The organism is Rahnella sp. PD12R (assembly GCF_019200965.1).
In the GTDB taxonomy this organism is placed as follows: Bacteria; Pseudomonadota; Gammaproteobacteria; order Enterobacterales; family Enterobacteriaceae; genus Rahnella; species Rahnella laticis.
The window spans coordinates 346,235-368,060 of sequence record NZ_JAHTMS010000004.1; the positions used below are offsets into that span (position 1 = coordinate 346,235).

Below are 21,826 nucleotides of genomic sequence, written 5' to 3' on the forward strand. Positions count from 1 at the left end.
TCATATGGAATCCACAGACACCAGACGCCTGTACCAACAACTGGCTGCCACGCTCAAGGAACGAATCGAAACGGGTGTGTATCCGGTTGGCGAGAAGTTACCTGCTGAACGTCTCATTTCAGATGAGATGGACGTCAGCCGCACCGTGGTGCGCGAAGCGATCATCATGCTGGAAGTTGAAGGTTATGTGGAAGTCCGTAAAGGTTCGGGCATTCATGTGATGTCAAATCAGCAGCGCCATCTGGTGGTGCCTGATAATGGCATCGAGTTTGGTACCGCCGGTCCGTTCGAGCTGCTTCAGGCGCGTCAGCTGATTGAAAGCAATATCGCAGAGTTCGCCGCCACGCAGGTGACCAAACAGGACATCATGCGCCTGATGGAAATTCAGGAGCACGCGCGCCAGGAAGATCGTTTCCGTGATTCAGAATGGGATTTGAAATTCCACGTGCAGGTAGCACAGGCCACGCAGAATAATGCGCTTTCAACTATCGTTGAAAAAATGTGGAGCCAGCGGTTGCATAACCCTTACTGGCGTAAGCTGCACGAGCACATCGATGAGAAATCAATTGAAAGCTGGTGCGAAGATCACGACCTGATCCTTAAAGCACTGATTCGCCGTGATCCGCATGCATCGAAACTTGCCATGTGGCAGCATCTGGAAAACACCAAACAAATGCTTTTCCGCGCCACCAGTGATGATTTCGAATTTAACGTAGACCGTTATCTCTATTCAGAAAACCCGGTTGTACATCTGGATCCTCCGCTGCTGAATACTAAATAAATTCCCCTTTAGGCCGGAAATTTCCCCCAACCGGCCTTTTCTCCACTTCTGCGTGATTTCGCATTATCCTGTCAGACACTGTCGAGTAGTGTCAGCCAATGTAAAACCCCTTTCCATTACGTGCGCCGGACTTAAATGATCGGTCTCAACGCGCTATATTTACCTGTCTGAGTTATTGTTATTTTGTTACAGTTAGACCCGTTTTTTTACGCGTTTACGAGGCATGAAACAGCGCTTTAAACGTGTAAATCCCCGATGAATTCAAAACCAGATAGCCCGCCAGGGAAATGGCGACCTTATCAGCTTACAGGCCGCGTCGAGACATATTCTCCGCTGATGTCAATGCTGACCCACTGAAAATGATGGAGTTTTACACGACAGATGGAAATTATCAGCTCGCTTATCGATGCCCTCTGGCAACAAGATTATGTCACCCTCGCCAACCCTTCTCTGGTTTGGGCGTTGTACCTGATTTTATTCATGATCATCTTTCTGGAAAACGGTTTACTGCCTGCAGCTTTTTTACCCGGCGACAGCCTTCTGATCCTCGTGGGCGTACTGATTGCCAAAGGTGCCATGAATTTCCCGCTGACAATTTTCCTGCTGACGACCGCCGCCAGCCTTGGCTGCTGGCTCAGTTACGCGCAGGGAAAATGGCTTGGGAATAACCGGATAGTCCAAAGCTGGCTGGCCCATTTGCCGGTGCAATATCACGAACGCGCGCACGCCTTGTTTCATAAACACGGGCTTTCCGCGCTGCTGGTAGGCCGTTTTCTGGCCTTTGTCCGCACCCTGCTACCCACAATTGCCGGTTTATCGGGCCTGAGCAACAGCCGTTTCCAGTTTTTCAACTGGGTGAGCGGTCTGCTCTGGATCCTGATCCTGACCTCGTTAGGTTATTTCCTCGGCAAAACGCCGCTGTTCCTGAAATACGAAGATCTGGTGATGAATTGCCTGATGCTGCTGCCGGTGCTTTTGCTGATTGGCGGGCTGGTCGGTTCCATCGTCGTTCTCTGGCGTAAAAAGCACGCTGACCGCCAGAACAAAGGCAAAAGCGCATAATGAATCGCCTGTTGAGAAAACACTCATTTATATGGCCAGCGCTGTTTATTCTGCTGGCCGCCGCGGCCATGATCGGGCTGGCGATATCGCGCCTTCCCGCACCGGCCAGCGCGCTGCAAATCCGCCCGGCACGTTCTGGCGTGGCCCTGCCCGATGGTTTTTATGTTTACCAGAGCCTGACCCAGCGCGGCATTCACATCAAAAGTATTACGCCGCTGGAAGATGGTCTGGTCGTTCAGCTCGATTCCGCTGCTCAGCGCAAAATGGCAGAGGACGTGTTGCAAACCATTTTGCCCGCAGGCTTTGTGATTCAGTATTGTGAACCGCCTCATACCAAAGCCTGGCTGACCAAGCTGGATCGTGATCGTTTAAAGTTTGGATAACTGACAGCGGATTTGTCTGATATCGCTACCCATTTGTCGGTGATATGCTTTCAAGGCTAGTTATTCAAAAAATCTATACTCACGGAAATAAGTGCCACAATCACTTAACCATCAAAAGGAAGCCCGACGATGAAAATCACTTTATCTGCACTCGTTTTAGCCCCTGCAATGTTATTCACTACCGCAAGCTTTGCTGCGCCTCAGCCAGAAAGCTGCGTGACCAAACAGCACGAAATTCAGAAACAGATCGACGAAGCCCGCCTGCACAAAAACGAGAACCGCGTCGACGGTTTGGAAAAAGCACTGCGCGAGAATAAAGCGCACTGCACCGATGCAGGGCTTAAAGCTGAAAACCAGAAACGTGTCGAAGAAAAACGTGAGAAAGTCCGCGAACGTGAGCAGGAACTGAAAGAAGCTCAGGCGAATGGCAATCACGAAAAAATCGCCAAAAAGCAGCAAAAACTGGAAGAAGCACAGTCTGAACTTAAACAGGCTCAGGGTCTGTAATCCCCTTTCTTAAAGCGCCCGGTGGGCGCTTTAATGCGGGATCTTGCTTTTTAAAACAGACAATTCGCATTTGCGATCACCTGAATATCCGCTATGTTAAAAGTTCGAATCAGTTAACGTATGGAGTGACTTACACATGGCTAGTAATACATCAGAACAACTGCGCGCTGAATTAAAGTCATTGGCAGATACGCTGGAAGAAGTTCTTCAGACCTCTACCGATAAGCCGAAAGCTGAACTCGATAAGTTACGCGGCAAAGCAGAATCCCTGCTGAAAGACACCCGCGAACGTCTGAGCAATACGGGCGATAAGATTGCCACTCAGACCAAAGAAATCGCCGGTAAAGCCGATGATTACGTACATGAAAAACCGTGGACAGGCGTCGGTATTGGTGCCGCTGTCGGTGTTGTGATTGGCGTTCTGTTAGCCCGTCGCTGATTATGTCTGAACCGATAAAACCGGCACCACAAGGACCGGGTAAAGGGCTTTTTGACATCGTTTCACGCATCGCCACCGTGGTGGTGGGCATGGTTGAAACGCGTGTCAGGCTGGTGGTTGTTGAGCTGGAAGAGGAAAAGGCCAATATTTTCCAATTGCTGCTCATGGCTGGCATTACCCTGATTTTCACCGCCTTTGGTCTTATGAGTTTGCTGGTTCTCCTTTTCTGGGCGATTGACCCTGCATATCGCCTGATTGCGATCGGCACGGCGACCGGTGTTCTGCTGTTCCTTGCTGTGGTTTTAGGCGCGATGACGCTGGCAAAAGCCAAACGTTCAACGCTTTTGAGCCTCACCCGCAAACAGCTGGATATCGACCGGGCGTTGCTGGAAAAGGATGACAATCTATGAGTATCCCAAACCGCGCTATCGAAAAAGTCAGACTTCTGCGCCAGATTGAGCGCCAGCGCGCCGAGCTTTCTGAGGCGGGTTCTGACTGGCTGGATGCCACAGCGAAAATTGATCGCGGCTGGGTGAAAATCGTGGATATGCGTAAGTATCTGGTCGTGGGTTCCAGCCTGATTGCCGTCTACGGCATCCGCCATCCCAGCAGCATTGTGCGCTGGTCACGGCGGGCATTTGGCATCTGGGGCACCGTCCGGCTGTTCCGCAAGACTTTCGCCAGCAAATAAGCTTAGCGACATTCACATCAAAGGGTCGGGTGATTATTCATCCGACCCTTTTCTTTTTGAATAACAATCCTTCCGCCGTTCAATTTATTTGAATCATTCCAACAGTTTTACTTGCTAACAAAGCGTAATCGTTCGACTTATTATCTCGTCATCAACTGATGCGGTAACGGCGAGAAACATTTTCTGACCGGACCGGTAACACTTTAAGCTCAATTTGAGCACACTACGTTTTGGAGAAGAAAATGACTAAGTTACAAGACACAGCTTTACTGGTAGCCCGTATCCTGATGCCAATTCTGTTCATCGTTGCCGGTTGGGGAAAAATTAACGGTTACACCGCAACTGCGGGTTACATGACGTCCATGGGCGTTCCAAGCTTCTTCCTGCCACTAACTATCCTGTTGGAATTTGGCGGCGGTCTGGCAATCCTGTTCGGTTTCTTCACCCGTACTACTGCGCTGATCACAGCCATCTTCACCATCCTGACGGCGCTGATCTTCCACACTGATTTTGCACAGGGCGTGAACCAGATGATGTTCATGAAAAACCTGTCCATCGCTGGCGGTTTCTTCGTCCTGTTCGCTTCAGGCCCGGGCGCATTCAGCATCGACCGTCTGATCAAGAAAAACTGGTAATCGCTGCTCCGGCACCAGGGCGCTGTAACCAGGCTATAATTAAATAAGACAATAAAAAGCACCTGCAGGGCGATGTGATTAATCACCTCGCCCTTTTTAATTCTGAAAGATCACTGACAGTAAGGAAAATATCATGGGACAACTGGTCGAAGGCAAATGGCAGGACACCTGGTATGACACCAAATCTACCGGCGGTCATTTCAAACGTTCTGCGGCGCAGTTCCGTAACTGGATCACACCCGATGGCGCACCGGGCGAGCACGGCGTCGGCGGTTTTACCGCTGAGCGCGACCGCTATCATCTTTATGTTTCACTGGCCTGTCCGTGGGCACACCGGACACTGCTGATGCGCGCCCTGAAAGGGCTCGAAGACATTATCCCTGTTTCCGTCGTACATCCGCTGATGCTGGAACACGGCTGGACGTTCGGAACCGATTTCCCGGCCGCTACCGGCGATGATTTGTATCACCTGAATTATGCGTATGAAATTTATCTGCGTGCGCAGAATGATTACACAGGCCGCGTGACCGTGCCGATCCTGTGGGACAAAAAGCAGCAGACGATTGTCAGCAACGAATCTTCAGACATCATCCGTATGTTCAACAGTGCTTTTGATGCAACTGGCGCGAAAGCGGGCGATTATTACCCGCAAAACCTGCGCACTGAGATCGACGCGATTAATGAATGGATCTATCCGCAGATTAACAACGGCGTGTATAAAGCCGGTTTTGCGACCTCTCAGGACGCATACGACGAAGCAGTGAATGGCGTATTTGATGCGCTGGAGCGCGCTGAGGAATTACTGGGTAAACACCGTTATCTGACAGGCAATAAGCTCACCGAAGCCGATCTTCGTCTGTGGACCACGCTGGTTCGCTTTGATCCGGTCTACGTCACGCATTTCAAATGCGACCGTCACCGCATCAGCGATTATCCGAATCTTTACGGTTTCCTGCGCGATATTTACCAGATGCCGGGAATTCGTGAAACCGTGGATTTTGCGCATATCCGCAATCACTATTACCGCAGCCACGCCACGATTAACCCTTACGGAATTATCTCTACCGGGCCGGCGCAGGATTTAGATTCACCGCACGGCCGCGATACCCGCTTCAGCTAATCGCTCGGGCATTCTTCCTTTCTGAAAGGGGAAGAATGCCCGTCACGTTGATTCACTTCGCTTCGCGCGTCGCCAGCAACCGTGGAATTTCGCGCAGGAACCAGGCTTTTGCCTCGCCCATGCTGTCGCGACGCCACGCCATAATGATGTCGGTTTCACGGTTATATTCCGCACTGACCACCCGCAAACGCCCTTCGGCAATATCCTGTTCAACCATCGGATAAGGCATCGTCGCGACGCCCAATCCGGCCAGCAGCGCTTTGCGTTTTTCTTCGATGGTACTGACCGTCAGACGTTGTTGCTTATCGAGCAACTGCACGGTGAGCACCGGGCGCTCACGCGCCGTATCCGCCACCGCAATCCCGCGATATTTCACACGGCTGACTTCAGAAAGCGGCTCGGCTTCCAGATGAATCGGATGATCCGGCGCAGCCACGTAAACGCTGACCAGCTTGTAAAGTTTGCGGCTGTTAATTTCTGTCGAGGAACGGAAATGCATATCGGGCGCGATGACAATATCCGCACGCCCCTGCTCAAGACGCTCCCACGCCCCCGCCAGCACTTCGGTAATCAGCGAAACCTGCGTGTTAGCTTTCAGCGCCAGCTTTTCAATCAGCGGGAATAACTGCGCAGCCGGGGATAAGGCTTCGCAAACGATCGTGATGTGAGTTTCCCAGCCACGTGCCAGCGCTTCGGCATCGACGGTCAGTTTGTCGGCGGCTTCGAGCAGCACACGGCCACGCTCAAGCAGCATCCGGCCCACATTGGTGAATTTTGTCCGATGACCTGAACGGTCAAACAACACCACGTCCAGCTCTTCCTCCAGCTTTTGCATGGTGTAGCTCAATGCAGACGGGACGCGGCCCAGCTCATCAGCGGCGGCGGCAAAACTTCCTCTGCGGTCAATCGCATCCATGACCCGTAATGCTTCCAGTGTGAGTGCGCGATCCTTAGCCATTCTTTTCTCTGTCAGGAAATTTGAATATAGCGACCAGATTAACTGGCTAACAATCACACGTCCAGACGCTTACCATTTATACATCGAAATTTTTAAGAGAGGCGACCGCCATGATCACCAGCAGAACGGCAAAAGAGTGCGGCACCGCTGACTTTGGTTGGCTGCAGGCACGTTACACTTTCTCCTTTGGACATTACTTTGATCCGAAGCTGATGGGCTATGCGTCGCTGCGCGTCCTGAATCAGGAAGTGCTGGCGCCGGGTGCGAGTTTCCAGCCACGGACTTATCCGCGCGTTGATGTTCTGAATCTGGTTTTACAGGGCTCGGCGGAATACCGCGACAGCGAAGGTAACAGCGTGCGGGTCGAAGCCGGTGAAGCGGCGCTGCTTTCCACGCAGGCAAACGTCAGTTACAGCGAGCTGAATACCCGCGCGAACCAGCCGCTGACGCGCATGCAGTTATGGCTGGATGCCTGCCCCGAGCATGAAAATCCGCTAACCCAGAAAATGACGCTGCCGGATGCAAAACATTTCCTGCTGGCATCACCGGACGGCGAAAACGGCAGCCTGCAATTGCGGCAAAATGTCTGGATACATCATCTGGATTTAAAACCGGGTGAACAGATTTCCCTGCCAATTCGCGGCCCGCGGGCGTATCTGCAATCGATTCACGGACAAGTTGATGCGCTGGGCGCGGTCAGCCACGAATCACAAAAACTGGCCTGCGGCGACGGGGCGTTTATTCATCAGGAAAACAGCCTGACTGTTTCTGCCAGCACGCCGTTACGCGCTTTGCTGATCGACATGCCGGTTTAACATTCGCGGTTAACGGATTTTACGGATAACAGAAAGGCGAAAGCCCGCGCAGTAACCTGCGCGGGCTTTCTTTTGACGAGGGAGTTGACCGTTAAGCCGGGTTCTGTCGTGGACAGTCATTCGTCTAGGCCAGCAATCGCTCACTGGCTCAAGCAGCCTACCCGGGTTCAGTACGGGCCGTACCATGTGAACCCCTATTTGGCCTTGCTCCGGGTGGAGTTTACCTTGCCACGAACTGTTGCCAGCCGCGCGGTGCGCTCTTACCGCACCCTTTCACCCTTACCTGATCCCACTTGCGTGGGCCATCGGCGGTTTGCTCTCTGTTGCACTTGTCGTAAGCTCGCGCTTCCCAGGCGTTACCTGGCACCCTGCCCTATGGAGCCCGGACTTTCCTCCCCTCCACCTGTCTCCCCCGAAAGGGACGGCAGTGAAGCGGCGACTGTCTGGTCAACTCCGCGGCGGATAATAGGGTATTACGCCCTATTTGTCACCCTCTTGCTCATCAAGCGCGTATTTATACAACGCGTTCTTCTTCACGCCGTGGATTTCTGCGGCCAGCGCGGCGGCCTTTTTCAACGGTAACTCTTTTTGCAGCAGCGCCAGCGTACGCAGTGCCTCAGCGGGCAACGCTTCCACATCGACTTTATGGCCTTCCACAATCAGCACCATTTCGCCACGACGGCGGGTTTCCACTTCCTGCACCCATGCCAGCAGTTCGCCGACCGGCGCGCCGTGAATGTTTTCCCAGGTTTTGGTCAGTTCGCGCGCCAGCACCACATAACGCTGCGGCCCCCAGACTTCGACCATATCCTGCAAACTGTCGATCAGACGATGCGTGGATTCATAGAAGATCAGCGTGCGCGGCTCTTCGATCAGCGCCAGTAAAGTGTCTTTACGGGATTTGGTTTTGGCAGGCAGAAACCCCTCGTAACAGAAACGGTCAGAGGGCAAACCGGCGGCGCACAACGCGGTAATAGCAGCACATGCCCCCGGCAAAGGCACGACACGGATACCCGCTTCACGACAGCGGCGCACGAGGTGATAACCCGGATCGTTAATCAGCGGCGTACCGGCATCAGAAACCAGCGCGATAGTCTGGCCTTCCTGCAATTTCGCCAGTAAATGCTCGGCTTTCTGCTGTTCGTTGTGGTCATGCAGCGGGAACATTTTGGCACTGATCGCGAAGTGTTGCAGCAGCAATCCGGTATGGCGGGTGTCTTCTGCGGCAATCAAATCTACACTGTTGAGTACGGCCAGCGCGCGTTGGGTAATATCCCCTAAATTGCCAATTGGCGTCGGTACGATATACAGCGTTGAGGCAGAAATATCTGCTTGATCGTCTTGATTCATTGTTTCATCCGGATTGCCGATTTAATATTGAGCATCTTGAAAAAACATCACTGGAAACTGAATGCCTTCCTCAATGACTTTTCGTACCCGTTCGGGACGTTTACTCCCTGCCATCATCGTGGCTATGCTTCTCGCCAGCTGTTCCGGTCAGGCGCCGCAGGCACCGACTGAAAGTGTCCAGGGTGCAGCGTCCGGCAGCTCTGATTATTATCTGCAGCAGGCACAACAAAGCGGTGATGATAACAAGGCTGACTGGCAATTGCTTGCAGTCCGTGCCCTGATACGTGAAGGCAAAGTGCCTCAGGCCGCCGAACAACTCGCCAAAGTGCCGCAAAATCTGACCGCAGCACAAACAGTTGAACAGCAGCTGACCAGTGCAGAAGTTCAGGTTGCCCAGAAGAATTATCCGGCAGCGGCAACCAGTCTGAGCCAGGTCGACCCGGCCAAACTGAACAATGACCAGAAAGCCCGTTACTATCAGGCGCAAATCGATGCCAGCCAGGGCCGTACCAGTCTGGGGCTGATCCGTGCTTACATCGCGCAGGAACCGCTGTTGCAGGGCCAGCTTCATCAGACGAACATTGATGAAACCTGGACCGCGCTGACGCAAATGTCTGCGCAGGACGTTAACAGCATCGTGATTAACGCGGATGAAAATACCCTGCAAGGCTGGCTGGATTTGCTGAGTGTCTGGCAGAGCAACAAACAGGATCCTGATTTACTGAAAGCCGGTATCAAAGACTGGCAGCGCCGTTATCCGGTCAATCCGGCGGCCAAAACCCTGCCGACACAACTGAATAACGTGCTGACTTTCCAGCCTGCGTCTACCGGTAAAATCGCGCTGTTCCTGCCAATGAGCGGGCCTGCGCAGGTTTACGGCAATGCTATTCAGCAGGGCTTCAATGCGGCGATGAACGGCCAGGTCAGCCAGGCCGCACCACAACCGGCAACGCCAGCCGATCCTAACGCACAAGCGCAGACAACGCCGGTTGATCCGAATGCGGCGGTCAGCACGTCCGCTCCGGATGCCACTGCGCAGCCACAAACCGCACCAGTACAGCCTGCGCCAACGCCTGACGTTGCGCCGGTTGCCAGCAGCAATGCGCAGGTAAAAGTTTATGATACCAACGGTCAGCCTCTGGCATCGTTACTGACGCAGGCACAGCAGGATGGCGCCACGCTGGTGGTCGGGCCATTGCTGAAAGATCAGGTGAATGAGCTGGGTAACACCCAGACGCCTCTGAATGTTTTAGCGCTCAATCAGCCAGAAACTGAGAAAAACAGTGCGAATATCTGTTACTTTGCGCTCTCGCCGGAAGACGAAGCGCAGGACGCCGCTCGCCACATGTGGGCAGAACAGAAACGTTCGCCACTGTTGCTGGTCCCACGCGGTGCCTTCGGTGACCGTATTGCACAGGCATTTGCCAATGAATGGCAGAAACTGGGCGGACAAACTGTCCTGAAACAAGGGCTGGGCTCTGCCGGTGAATTACGTTCATCTATTGGCAGCGGCATCCGCCTGACCGGTACGCCGGTTACCGCAAGCGACAGTGCAGTTCCGGCGCAAGCGCAGGGTGTCACGATTGGCGGTATTACCATTCCGGCTCCGCCAACCGATGCGCAGATTACGCAAGGCAGCACTGGCGGTGCGGTGGATTCCGTTTACGTCGTAGCGACTCAGAGCGAACTCACGCTGATTAAACCGATGCTGGATCTGGCGGTGAGTGGCCGTTCTCATCCGTCTGTCTACGCAAGTTCACGCAGCTATCAGGCGGGAGCGGGCCCGGACTATCGTCTGGAAATGGAAGGCGTGGAATTTAGCGACATTCCTTTACTGGCGGGTTCCAACCCTGCGCTGATGCAGCAGGCCGCAGCGAAGTTCGGCAACGATTACTCGCTGGTTCGTCTGTATGCGATGGGGATTGATGCCTGGAGTCTGGCAAATCACTTCTCGCAAATGCGGACGCTGCCTGGCTTCCAGGTCTCCGGCAGTACCGGTGATTTAAGTGCCAATGAAAACTGCGTGATCCATCGCAAACTGCCGTGGCTGCAATACCGTCAGGGTTCGCTGGTTCCGGTTTCTTCATAAGAAACGCGGTTCACTTGCGCAGAGAAACCGGAATTCTCCGCACGAAATAAGTACAAGGACGTACTGATGATAAAATTTTTGTCAAAAACGCGGTCGTGCGGAGCCGAATACGAAGCTTACGCGCGACGCTATCTTGAAAGAGCCGGATTAACCTTTGTGGCGGCCAATGTGGCCTGTCGCGCAGGTGAAATTGACCTGATCATGCGTGACCAGCAAACCTGGGTGTTTGTTGAAGTTCGCTACCGGCGCAATGCAAATTTTGGCGGCGCTGCGGCCAGCGTAACGCGTCAAAAACAACAGCGCTTGTTACGCGCGGCATCTTTCTGGCTTGCAAGCCACAACGCAAGCTTTGACACATCACCTTGCCGTTTTGATGTTTTAGCCATCACCGGCAGCCAGTTAGAATGGCTGCCCGATGCGTTCAATGCGGAATAAATATTACGACGACTGACTGGACGAAAACCCGTGCTGGATAGAATCAAAGTCTGCTTTACCGAAAGTATCCAAACCCAGATTGCAGCGGCTGAAGCCTTGCCTGACGCGATTTCACGTGCCGCGATGACGCTGGTGCAATCGCTGCTCAACGGCAACAAGATCCTGTGCTGCGGTAACGGCACCTCTGCGGCAAATGCGCAGCATTTTTCCGCTAGTCTGATTAATCGTTTTGAAACTGAACGTCCGAGCCTTCCTGCAATCTCACTATGTGCAGACAATATTGTTCTGACGGCGATTGCTAATGACCGTCTGCACGAAGAAATCTATGCCAAACAGGTGCGCGCTTTAGGTCAGGCTGGCGATGTTTTGCTGGCGATTTCTACCCGCGGCAACAGCCGTGATATTGTCAAAGCCGTTGAAGCAGCGGTCACCCGCGATATGACGATTGTCGCATTGACGGGTTATGACGGCGGCGAACTGGCGGGTTTACTGGGGCCTCACGATGTTGAGATCCGTATTCCCTCCCATCGCAGCGCCCGCATTCAGGAAATGCATATGCTCACAGTAAACTGCCTCTGTGACCTGATAGATAATACGCTGTTCCCACACCAGGACGATTAAGGAGATCCAATGAAGGCGAGCCCTCTCTTAGCTGTATTGTTAAGCGCCCTTCTGTTACAAGGCTGTGTTGCTGCTGCGGTTGTTGGTGCAGCCGGTGTCGCAACCAAAACCACTACTGACCCGCGCACTGTGGGCACTCAGGTTGACGACAGCACGCTGGAAGCCCGTGTTTCCAACGCGATAAGCAAAGATAAACAACTGAAAGATGAAGCCCGCATTGTCGCCACCGCGTATCAGGGCAAAGTCCTGTTAACCGGTCAGGCGCCGTCTGCTGATATGGCTTCCCGCGCAAAACAAATTGCGATGGGCGTAGAGGGCGCAACGGAAGTGTATAACGAGATCCGCACCGGCAAACCGGTCAGCATGGGCACCGCCTCTGTGGATACGTGGATCACCACGAAAGTTCGCTCTCAGTTGCTGACCAGCGATTCCGTTAAATCTTCCAACGTCAAAGTGACGACCGAGAATGGCGAAGTGTTCCTGCTCGGCCTGGTCACACAGGAAGAAGGTAAATCTGCGGCGGGGATTGCTGCCGGTGTCAGTGGCGTGAAACACGTGACGACAGCGTTTACTTACGTTAAATAATTCAGTCGGTTAAAGCAAAAAGGACAGCCCAGGCTGTCCTTTTTTACGTCCTGAAACCGCATGAATTAATGCAGCTTATGCTCTTGCAGGAAAGATTCCCCACCGAGCTGGCTCATTTGCCTCAGGATCCACTGCTGACGACGCAGCACGTAGGCCGACGGTGCGTTGACTTTAAACAGGTGAGGATTCGGCAATACGGCGGCCAGCAATGCGGCCTGCGAAGCCGTCAGGCGGCTGGCGGGTTTATGGAAGAAATGCTGTGAGGCCTGCTCGACGCCAAACACACCGTCGCCAAACTCAACAATGTTCAGGTAAACCGTCAGGATCCGGCGTTTCGTCCAGACCGTTTCAATCCCCACGGTCAGACCCGCTTCCAGCCCTTTTCTCACCCAACTGCGGCCATCCCACAGAAAGAGATTTTTAGCCGTCTGCTGGGAAAGCGTAGATGCTCCGCGCATTTTTCCGCCGTCTTTATCCAGAACCGACTGAATGGCATCCACATCAAAGCCCCAATGCTCGGGGAATTTTTGATCTTCCGCGGCCATTACCGCCAGCGCCATTGGCGCAGAAATTTCGCTCATCGGCACCCAGTCGGAATGCGCCACATACCCGAAATCACCGGTGAGCCAGGCGGAAACCTGACGTTCGACCATCACGGCGGAGAAAGGAACGGGTAAAAAAGCAAAAAGTACGATGCCCGCAACCCATAAGCCAAGCAACAGTATTACGGCACGTTTCAGCCATAATACCGGTTTTCCCCAAATGCCCTTTCCAGCAAATTTCTTCATTCTGCGGTTTCCACAACACATCTGACCATCTAATCAATCCCAACGGACACCCGATAATGCGGGCTAGCGAAATGCTCCACAATCCTGCTAACAATTGTGCGAAAAAGCGTAACTCATCCTTAAAAACTCCATTTCAAAATTGCGTTTTGATCACTGGCATCAAGGGGTTCCGTCATTGTAGTTGGCATTTCCAGTTTTTCATTCATCGGGCATTTAAAGACAGCATGTAAATTACTTGTGAATAAATTCAATAAATAAACATTAACAATGCTAATGAATTAAAATACCAAAAGTGAACGAATTTTCACCATTTAGCGGTTTGCCGTGGCGCTGACTAAGTCAAATCGCACAGTAAAAAATGGCAGAAAACTGCCTGCAGACTGGCGACTTAACCCGATAAAAACCTGATCATCCTAAGTGAAATTTTTTCACTCATCACAATTCTTAAAAATGAGTCGAAATCAAAATACTGAAGACAACGCAATAACCGTATAAATGATGAATAACAGGTACTTGACAGTGAACACAGCCATTCCAACGCCGGTTTTCAGGTTAAATTAACGGCGAAACAAGCAGCAAAATGGCATGACATTGTTCACTTCCATAAGCAAAATTGCATGACACCGGTACAACATCAACAGGCTTCATTTGTATTCTGTCAAAAATCCTGCGATAAAGACTTGATGTTTTGTATAGACAAAGACTAATCTACATCACAGTTTTTAATGAATGTTGTAACAGTCCTGCTTATATTTGTTATGTTGATTGCTACAGGATGTATTAGACTTTAAGACTGAATTCCAAGACCTGCGAAAACCGAACCCTTAAAACTATCGTGGGTTACCTCTTTCCCTGGTGTTGGCGCAGTATTCGCGCACCCCGGCTTCGGCTGGGGTTATTTTTTTTCAGCGTTTGCCGTCCAGTCACGTAACACCTGTATGTCATGGCGCCATTCCGCTTTCAGCTCATCAATCCATTCCTGAACGTTATCCCACCACGCAGGCAACGTCGGCGTCTGAATTTGTTGCGCCAGTTGTTGCAGGTGCTTAAGCCCTACGGAACCCGCCGCGCCTTTGATTTTGTGGCCTTCTTCCGCAATCCCTTTCTGATCGCGCGCGGTCATGTTGGAATCCAGCACCGCGAGATATCCCGGCATCATTTTTTCGAACATATCAGCGCTCTGATAAATCAGTTTCGGCCCGACCAGATCGATGTACTGTTCAAGCATGGCGGTATCAAGCAACGTTTCGCTGTTTTTCATTTCGATAGGTTCCTTTTCCATTACTGAAACTTCAGGCTGGTGATCCCAGAACTGCTGGATCATGGCGGTCAGCGCAGAGACGGACAGCGGCTTACTCAGCACATCGTCCATTCCGGCATCGAGATACTCTTTCTTATCTTTGAGAACGTTAGCGGTCAGCGCAATCAGCGGCGGCAGATGTTTGCCGGTGTAGTCGGTACGCAGTTTGCGGGCGATATCCAGCCCGGTCATGTCCGGCAGCTGGATATCGAGCAGGACAAGGTCAAATTCGTCCGGGTCGAACATCTCCAGCGCGTCGTGACCGTTCATCGCCACTTCCACGCTGTTCCCGAGTTTCTCCAGCACCGAACGCGCCACAATCACGTTCAGCTCGATATCTTCCACCAGCAGCACGTGCAGCGCGGGCAGCGGCATATCCTCTTCTTCATCCACTTCGGCGACCGGCGCATCGAGCGTTGGCGCGCGTACGGTCAGCGTGAAGCAGGAACCCTTACCCGGTTCGCTGCTGACGGTGATATCGCCGCCCATGGTTTGCGCCAGACGTTTTGAAACGGCCAGCCCGATACCGGTTCCTGTCGCCGGTTTGCCGCCGTTCTGATCTTTCACCTGATAATACATGGCGAAAATTTTGTCCTGCTCGTCCTGCGGGATGCCCATGCCGGAATCGCGGACGACAAAACGCAGCATGTCGTTGGCTTCGTAATGGACGCTCAGCACAATCTCACCTTCGCGGGTGAATTTGACGGCGTTACCAATCAGGTTCCACAGGATTTGGCGTAAACGCGTGCCGTCCGTCGTAATACTGCGCGGCAGCGGTAAATCCGGATCCATGACGAATTTCAGGCCTTTCGGTTGTGCCAGAAGGCCGGAGAGGTTTTCGAGATCGGACAGGAACTCGGTGAAATCCACCGGCTGATTGTCGAGCTGCACTTTGCGGCGCTCGATTTTGTCCATTTCGATAATGTCGTTGAAGATATTCCCGAGCGTGATCGCGCTGACGTGAATGGTTTTCAGATAACTGTGCTGTTCTTTGTCGAGTTCGGTGTCCAGCAGAATGCGGCTCAGCCCGACGATGCCGTTAAGCGGCGTACGCAGCTCGTGGCTGATCGTAGAGATGAAAGTGGTCTTTTCCCTGCTGGCGTTCTCTAACGCGTCCTGATAACGCTTACGCTCGGTGATATCGCGGCCAAAGCCCATCAGACCATGCCGTTTGCCAATGCGATCGTAGAACGGCACTTTGCGCAGTTCGAAGCAGGCTTTACGCCCGTCCGGATAGACCAGCCATTGTTCGTAAGTCAGGGAAACGTTGTGGCGGAAGACTTTCTCATCGGTTTCCACCACTTTTTCGGCGATGTCCGGGGTATACACATCATTTGGCGTGAGGCCGATCAGCTGTTTTTCGCTTTTACCGGTCAGTAATTCCATCGCACGGTTACAGCCCGAAAATTCTTTATCTTCATTGCGGTAGTAAACCAGATCCGGCGAAGCATCGAGGAATGAGCGCAACAGCGCCGATTGCTGGCTGAGTTCGATTTGCGCCTGTTCGCGGTGATGCATTTCAAGCTTCAGCTTGTCGACCACCGCAAGACGCGCCTCTTCAGCTTTCACGCGGTCGGCGATTTCCTGATTCAGCTGCGTGATATTGTCCTTAAGCTGCTGGTTCAGTTCGAGATCGCGGTGGCGCATTTCTTCGAGCTTATCCACCAGACGCGCTAAACGCTGGCGCGATTCCTCAAGCTGCTCCACGACCACCGACAGGAAATACACCGCCCAGGGCGTAATCAGCAAACCAAAGAAGATGGAGCGAACCACGTCGATACTTTCAACCTGCCCGCGCAGGAGCATGGTCACCGCCATCTGGACAATCATCGCCAGCACCACCAGCGCGGACGCCAGCAGCAGCGAGAATCTCACCAGCCCCAGCTTGACCATCAGATCGACATAATACTGCGCTAAAACCCGGATTTGCTTCATAACGGTTCCCTTAAAACGAAGTCGCCTGAATCATACCGCAAAACCTCGCTGTGGTGAGTCTGCGGGCAAGATTGAGCGTGAAGTTTGTGAGATGCACCTTGCGGGGGCTTGGCATGGTGCAATGCAGGAAATAAGGGCAGAGTTATTGACTAATTCACGCCGTGATATTATTAATATCGGCCGGCTTAATTTCGTCACAGGCTTTGCCAACTGCCGCGCAGCAAACATCTTTTCCTTATACTCTCCGAATTCACTCTCAGTCGGCGCACTCCGCGCAGGCATAAATATTCATTATTACTGCAAATAAAATCATTCACGCCAGTATAAATAATTCTTATTACGAAGAGCCGATTAGTACATTATTACTGTCAGGTTAAAAACAGTGACAAACCGCATGCCCGCAGTGTTTTCCAGTATAAAATACTGGGAATTACGGGCCTGCCAGCACGGTTCGGAGATATGAAGCTTTTCCCATAGTGAGTCAGCTCACACTTTACACGCATTACCCCACCGACATTACGCCATTAAAAACACCATAAATCATTTATATTTCAAATAATTAAATGTCTTTATATCACTTTTAATATAAGTTAATTCGCCATTTGACCTCCTTGTGCTTTCTCGCTAAGTTGGGAGTCCGCTGGAAGCAATCTCGACGGGTGAGCAACTCGTCATATTTATGCAGTAATTGAAGACTCCCTCATTAAAACAAGTCAACCACCACTTGTGAGAACCATCACGAGAGGCCTTTGACGGAGATGCCCGGGCAATTAACGCACCGCAAGAGTGCGCGAAATTGCGGGTCCGCTCTGTGAATAAGTCCGCTCGCGGTTGGTGTGAGAGTCTCGCAGAGCCTGGGGAGGTTCACGTTATGTTGTACGATAAATCCCAAGAGAGGGACAACTGTGGTTTCGGCCTGATCGCCCATATAGAAGGCGAACCTAGCCATAAGGTCGTGCGTACCGCGATCCACGCACTGGCCCGTATGCAACACCGTGGCGCGATCCTTGCTGACGGCAAGACCGGCGACGGTTGCGGCCTGCATTTACAAAAACCTGACCGCTTCTTCCGCATGATTGCCGAAGAGCGCGGCTGGCGCCTGGCGAAAAACTATGCCGTCGGCATGCTGTTCCTCAGCAAAGATGAAAAAGAAGCTGAGGCGAGCCGCCGCATTGTTGAAGAAGAGTTGCAAAACGAGACGCTGTCCGTGGTGGGCTGGCGTGACGTTCCGACTAACCCGGACGTACTCGGTGAAATCGCGCTTTCCTCCCTGCCCCGCATCGAACAAATTTTTGTCAACGCGCCCGCCGGCTGGCGTCCGCGTGACATGGAACGCCGTCTGTATATGGCGCGCCGCCGTATTGAGAAACGCATTCAGGATAAAGACTTCTATGTGTGCAGTTTCTCCAACGTGGTTACGATCTACAAAGGCCTGTGTATGCCTGCGGATCTGCCACGCTTCTACTTAGATCTGGCCGACCTGCGCCTGGAATCAGCAATTTGCCTGTTCCACCAGCGTTTCTCGACCAACACCGTACCGCGCTGGCAACTGGCTCAGCCTTTCCGCTATCTGGCGCACAACGGCGAAATCAACACCATCACCGGTAACCGCCAGTGGGCCCGCGCCCGTGCGTATAAATTCAAAACGCCGCTGATCCCCGATCTGCAAGATGCCTCACCGTTCGTGAATGAAACCGGCTCGGACTCCAGTTCGCTGGACAACATGCTGGAACTGTTCCTGGCCGGCGGTATGGATTTGCTGCGCGCCATGCGCTTGCTGGTTCCGCCAGCCTGGCAGCAAAACCCGGATATGGACGACGATTTACGCGCGTTCTTTGACTTTAACTCCATGCACATGGAGCCGTGGGATGGCCCGGCCGGTATCGTGATGTCAGATGGCCGCTACGCCGCCTGTAACCTCGACCGTAACGGTTTGCGTCCGGCGCGTTATGTCATCACCAAAGACAAGCTGATCACCTGCGCGTCAGAAGTCGGGATCTGGGATTACCAGCCTGATGAAGTCGTTGAGAAAGGCCGCGTTGGTCCGGGCGAACTGATGGTGATCGATACCCGCAGCGGTAAAATCCACCACTCGGCAGAAACCGATAACGACCTGAAAGGCCGCCACCCCTATAAGCAATGGATGGAGAAAAACGTTCAGCGTCTGGTGCCGTTTGAAGATCTGGCAGAAGATCAGGTCGGCAGCCGCGAGCTCGATGACAGCACGCTGGAAACCTTCCAGAAACAGTTTGGCTACAGCAGCGAAGAATTAGATCAGATCATCCGCGTGTTGGGTGAGAACGGTCAGGAAGCCGTCGGTTCAATGGGCGACGATACGCCATTTGCCGTGCTCTCCAGCCGTCCGCGCATCGTGTATGACTACTTCCGCCAGCAGTTTGCGCAGGTGACCAACCCGCCAATCGACCCGCTGCGTGAAGCGCACGTGATGTCTCTGGCGACCAGCATTGGCCGCGAGATGAACGTATTTTGCGAAGCTGAAGGTCAGGCGCACCGTCTGAGCTTCAAATCGCCAATCCTGCTGTGGTCTGATTTCAAACAGCTCACCACGCTCGACAGCAAACACTATCGCGCGGAAACGCTGGATCTGACTTACGATCCGACCGAGCAGAATATGGAGCAGTTCGTCCGGAAGCTCTGTGACGAAGGCGAACAGAAAGTGCGTAACGGCGCGGTTCTGCTGGTGCTGTCTGACCGCAACATTGCACCAAACCGCTTGCCGCTGCCTGCGCCAATGGCCGTCGGCGCGTTGCAGTTGCGTCTGGTTGAAAAAAGCCTGCGCTGCGACGCCAACATCATTGTTGAAACCGCCAGCGCACGCGACCCGCACCACTTTGCCGTGCTGATCGGCTTCGGTGCGACCGCGGTTTATCCATATCTGGCTTACGAAACGCTGGCCAAGCTGGTGGATTCGCAGGTCATTGAGAAAAAATACCGTGAAGTGATGCTGAACTACCGTAACGGCATCAACAAAGGTCTGTACAAAATCATGTCCAAAATGGGCATTTCCACCGTCGCCTCTTACCGTTGTTCGAAACTGTTTGAAGCTGTCGGCCTGGCGAAAGATTTGTGCAACACCTGCTTCAACGGCGTGGTCAGCCGCATCGGCGGTGCCGGTTACAGCGACTTTGAACAGGATCTGCTGAACCTGTCCAAACGCGCCTGGCTGAAACGCAAAACATTGGATCAGGGCGGTCTGCTGAAATTTGTCCACGGCGGCGAATATCACGCGTACAACCCTGACGTCGTCACCACGCTGCAAACCGCAGTGAATAGCGGCGATTACGACGACTATAAAGTCTATGCAAAACTGGTGAACGAACGTCCGGTAGCAACCTTGCGCGACTTGCTGAAAGTCACGCCGAAAGGCCAGCCGATTCCGGTTGATCAGGTAGAACCGGCAGAAGGTCTGTTTACCCGTTTCGATACCGCGGCAATGTCTATCGGTGCGTTAAGCCCTGAAGCGCATGAGTCTCTGGCCGAAGCGATGAACAGCATCGGCGGACGTTCTAACTCCGGCGAAGGCGGCGAAGATCCTGCGCGTTACGGCACCAATAAAGTGTCACGCATCAAGCAGGTCGCATCGGGTCGTTTCGGTGTAACGCCAGCCTATCTGGTGAATGCTGACGTAATTCAGATCAAAGTGGCGCAGGGTGCAAAACCAGGCGAAGGCGGCCAGTTGCCGGGGGATAAAGTGACGCCGTACATCGCGAAGCTGCGTTATTCCGTGCCGGGCGTGACCCTGATTTCTCCACCGCCGCACCACGATATTTATTCTATCGAAGATCTGGCACAGCTGATTTTCGACCTGAAACAGGTCAACCCGAAAGCAATGATTTCGGTGAAACTGGTTTCAGAACCGGGCGTGGGCACCATCGCGGTCGGCGTGGCAAAAGCGTATGCAGACCTGATCACCATCGCAGGTTACGACGGCGGCACCGGCGCAAGCCCGCTGTCATCGGTCAAATACGCGGGCTGTCCGTGGGAACTGGGTCTGGTGGAAACACAACAGGCGCTGGTGGCTAACGGCCTGCGTCACAAGATTCGTTTACAAGTGGATGGCGGCCTGAAAACCGGTCTGGACATCATCAAAGCGGCAATCCTGGGCGCTGAAAGCTTCGGTTTCGGTACCGGCCCGATGGTCGCGCTGGGTTGTAAATACCTGCGTATTTGTCACCTGAATAACTGCGCAACGGGCGTGGCAACTCAGGACGACAAACTGCGTCGTAACCATTATCACGGCCTGCCAGAGCGCGTGACGAACTACTTCAAGTTCATCACGCAGGAAACTCGTGAAATCATGGCCGAGCTGGGTGTCAGCCAGTTGGTGGATCTGATTGGTCGTACCGATCTGCTCACTGAACTCGATGGCTTCACGGCGAAACAAAACAATCTGGATCTGTCTGCAATGCTGGCTACCGCGACGCCGCACGAAGGCAAAGCGGTGTACTGCACTGAAGGCAACCCGGCGTTCGACAAAGGCCAGCTGAACAAAGACATTCTGGAGCAGGCTGCGCCACATATCGATTCTAAGCAGAGCAAAGCGTTCTACTTCGATATCCGCAACACTGACCGTTCCGTCGGTGCGACATTGTCCGGCGCGATTGCTGAAAAGCATGGCGATCAGGGTATGGCGGCAGATCCGATGCGTATTAACTTCAACGGCACCGCAGGTCAGAGCTTCGGCGTCTGGAACGCAGGCGGCGTAGATTTAATGCTGACCGGCGACGCGAACGACTACGTGGGCAAAGGCATGGCCGGTGGCCGTATTGCGATTCGTCCGCCAATCGGTTCAGCGTTCCGCAGCCACGAAGCCAGCATCATCGGTAACACCTGCCTTTACGGTGCAACCGGCGGCAAGATGTTCGCGGCTGGCCGTGCAGGCGAGCGTTTCGCCGTGCGTAACTCCGGTGCTATCACCGTGGTTGAAGGCATCGGCGATAACGGTTGTGAATACATGACCGGCGGTATCGTGTGTGTTCTGGGTCGTACCGGCGTTAACTTTGGTGCAGGTATGACCGGTGGTTTCGCTTACGTTCTTGATGAAGATGGCGAATTCCGCAAACGCGTTAACCCGGAACTGGTTGAAGTCCTGGAAGTGGCCGATCTGGCTATCCATGAAGAGCATCTGCGCGGTTTGATCATCGAACACGTACAGTTGACCGCATCGACCCGTGGTGAAGAGATTTTGGCGAACTGGCCGGAATGGGCGCCTAAATTTGCCCTGGTAAAACCGAAGTCCAGTGATGTCAAAGCATTGTTGGGTCACCGTAGTCGTTCCGCAGCTGAGCTGCGGGTACAAGCGCAGTAAGAG

19 protein-coding genes and 1 other RNA gene are annotated in these 21,826 nt (G+C 53.1%); 15 read left to right on the forward strand and 5 right to left on the reverse strand.

Annotated elements, in window-relative coordinates:
• Positions 1-4: 4 nt before the first annotated feature.
• From exuR to KWG64_RS10875, 9 genes are all read left to right on the forward strand, one after another.
• Positions 5-781 (forward strand): transcriptional regulator ExuR, encoded by a 777-nt coding sequence (gene exuR, locus KWG64_RS10835; RefSeq protein WP_152327304.1) that lies wholly within the window; start codon positions 5-7, stop codon positions 779-781.
• A 381-nt stretch (positions 782-1,162) separates the two neighbouring features.
• Entirely contained in the window at positions 1,163-1,843 is a 681-nt protein-coding gene (locus tag KWG64_RS10840; RefSeq protein WP_195815567.1) for a DedA family protein, read from the forward strand.
• Positions 1,844-1,854: 11 nt separating this feature from the next.
• Entirely contained in the window at positions 1,855-2,226 is a 372-nt protein-coding gene (mzrA, locus tag KWG64_RS10845; RefSeq protein ID WP_255562154.1) for an EnvZ/OmpR regulon moderator MzrA, read from the forward strand.
• A 129-nt stretch (positions 2,227-2,355) separates the two neighbouring features.
• Positions 2,356-2,733: a DUF1090 domain-containing protein gene (locus KWG64_RS10850; RefSeq protein ID WP_152327307.1), complete on the forward strand. Its 378-nt coding sequence runs from the start codon at positions 2,356-2,358 to the stop codon at positions 2,731-2,733.
• A gap of 136 nt (positions 2,734-2,869) precedes the next feature.
• Complete coding sequence (locus tag KWG64_RS10855; protein WP_218521896.1) at positions 2,870-3,172, forward strand: YqjD family protein; 303 nt, start codon at positions 2,870-2,872, stop codon at positions 3,170-3,172.
• A gap of 2 nt (positions 3,173-3,174) precedes the next feature.
• A complete protein-coding gene (locus KWG64_RS10860) occupies positions 3,175-3,582 on the forward strand; it encodes a phage holin family protein (protein ID WP_152327309.1) in 408 nt (135 codons plus the stop codon).
• Positions 3,579-3,863: a YqjK-like family protein gene (locus tag KWG64_RS10865; protein WP_152327310.1), complete on the forward strand. Its 285-nt coding sequence runs from the start codon at positions 3,579-3,581 to the stop codon at positions 3,861-3,863. The genes KWG64_RS10860 and KWG64_RS10865 overlap by 4 nt, the downstream gene beginning before the upstream one ends.
• A 242-nt stretch (positions 3,864-4,105) precedes the next feature.
• Positions 4,106-4,498 carry a DoxX family protein gene (locus KWG64_RS10870; RefSeq protein ID WP_101074992.1) on the forward strand — a complete coding sequence of 131 codons (393 nt, stop codon included), beginning with the start codon at positions 4,106-4,108 and terminating at the stop codon, positions 4,496-4,498.
• A gap of 133 nt (positions 4,499-4,631) precedes the next feature.
• A complete protein-coding gene (locus KWG64_RS10875) occupies positions 4,632-5,618 on the forward strand; it encodes a glutathione S-transferase family protein (RefSeq protein WP_218521897.1) in 987 nt (328 codons plus the stop codon).
• A 52-nt stretch (positions 5,619-5,670) separates the two neighbouring features.
• On the opposite strand, the gene KWG64_RS10880 is transcribed toward KWG64_RS10875, so the two are convergent.
• Entirely contained in the window at positions 5,671-6,576 is a 906-nt protein-coding gene (locus tag KWG64_RS10880) for a LysR family transcriptional regulator (RefSeq protein ID WP_195825202.1), read from the reverse strand.
• 110 nt (positions 6,577-6,686) lie between these two features.
• Between KWG64_RS10880 and KWG64_RS10885 the strand changes: the two genes are divergently transcribed.
• The gene (locus tag KWG64_RS10885) at positions 6,687-7,391 is read left to right on the forward strand and encodes a pirin family protein (protein ID WP_195815562.1); all 705 of its coding nucleotides are present in this window, start codon (positions 6,687-6,689) and stop codon (positions 7,389-7,391) included.
• 76 nt (positions 7,392-7,467) lie between these two features.
• On the opposite strand, the gene rnpB is transcribed toward KWG64_RS10885, so the two are convergent.
• An RNA gene (gene rnpB / locus KWG64_RS10890) (RNase P RNA component class A) lies at positions 7,468-7,846 on the reverse strand.
• A gap of 25 nt (positions 7,847-7,871) precedes the next feature.
• Complete coding sequence (gene rsmI, locus KWG64_RS10895; protein ID WP_152327315.1) at positions 7,872-8,741, reverse strand: 16S rRNA (cytidine(1402)-2'-O)-methyltransferase; 870 nt, start codon at positions 8,739-8,741, stop codon at positions 7,872-7,874.
• Positions 8,742-8,802: 61 nt separating this feature from the next.
• On the opposite strand from rsmI, the gene KWG64_RS10900 reads away from it, so the two are divergent.
• The 4 genes from KWG64_RS10900 to dolP all read left to right on the forward strand — a co-directional run bounded on the left by KWG64_RS10900 (position 8,803) and on the right by dolP (position 12,471).
• Complete coding sequence (locus KWG64_RS10900; RefSeq protein ID WP_218521898.1) at positions 8,803-10,830, forward strand: penicillin-binding protein activator; 2,028 nt, start codon at positions 8,803-8,805, stop codon at positions 10,828-10,830.
• Between the two features lie 66 nt (positions 10,831-10,896).
• The gene (locus KWG64_RS10905) at positions 10,897-11,265 is read left to right on the forward strand and encodes a YraN family protein (protein ID WP_195815560.1); all 369 of its coding nucleotides are present in this window, start codon (positions 10,897-10,899) and stop codon (positions 11,263-11,265) included.
• A 30-nt stretch (positions 11,266-11,295) separates the two neighbouring features.
• Positions 11,296-11,886 carry a DnaA initiator-associating protein DiaA gene (diaA, locus tag KWG64_RS10910; RefSeq protein WP_013577230.1) on the forward strand — a complete coding sequence of 197 codons (591 nt, stop codon included), beginning with the start codon at positions 11,296-11,298 and terminating at the stop codon, positions 11,884-11,886.
• A gap of 9 nt (positions 11,887-11,895) precedes the next feature.
• Positions 11,896-12,471 carry a division/outer membrane stress-associated lipid-binding lipoprotein gene (gene dolP / locus KWG64_RS10915; RefSeq protein ID WP_152327318.1) on the forward strand — a complete coding sequence of 192 codons (576 nt, stop codon included), beginning with the start codon at positions 11,896-11,898 and terminating at the stop codon, positions 12,469-12,471.
• Positions 12,472-12,536: 65 nt separating this feature from the next.
• On the opposite strand, the gene mtgA is transcribed toward dolP, so the two are convergent.
• Together mtgA and arcB are read right to left on the reverse strand one after the other, a co-directional pair.
• Positions 12,537-13,259 (reverse strand): monofunctional biosynthetic peptidoglycan transglycosylase, encoded by a 723-nt coding sequence (gene mtgA, locus KWG64_RS10920; RefSeq protein ID WP_195825206.1) that lies wholly within the window; start codon positions 13,257-13,259, stop codon positions 12,537-12,539.
• 895 nt (positions 13,260-14,154) lie between these two features.
• Positions 14,155-16,494 (reverse strand): aerobic respiration two-component sensor histidine kinase ArcB, encoded by a 2,340-nt coding sequence (gene arcB, locus KWG64_RS10925; RefSeq protein ID WP_218521899.1) that lies wholly within the window; start codon positions 16,492-16,494, stop codon positions 14,155-14,157.
• A gap of 871 nt (positions 16,495-17,365) precedes the next feature.
• On the opposite strand from arcB, the gene gltB reads away from it, so the two are divergent.
• Positions 17,366-21,823: a glutamate synthase large subunit gene (gltB, locus tag KWG64_RS10930; RefSeq protein ID WP_218521900.1), complete on the forward strand. Its 4,458-nt coding sequence runs from the start codon at positions 17,366-17,368 to the stop codon at positions 21,821-21,823.
• Positions 21,824-21,826 lie beyond the last annotated feature (3 nt).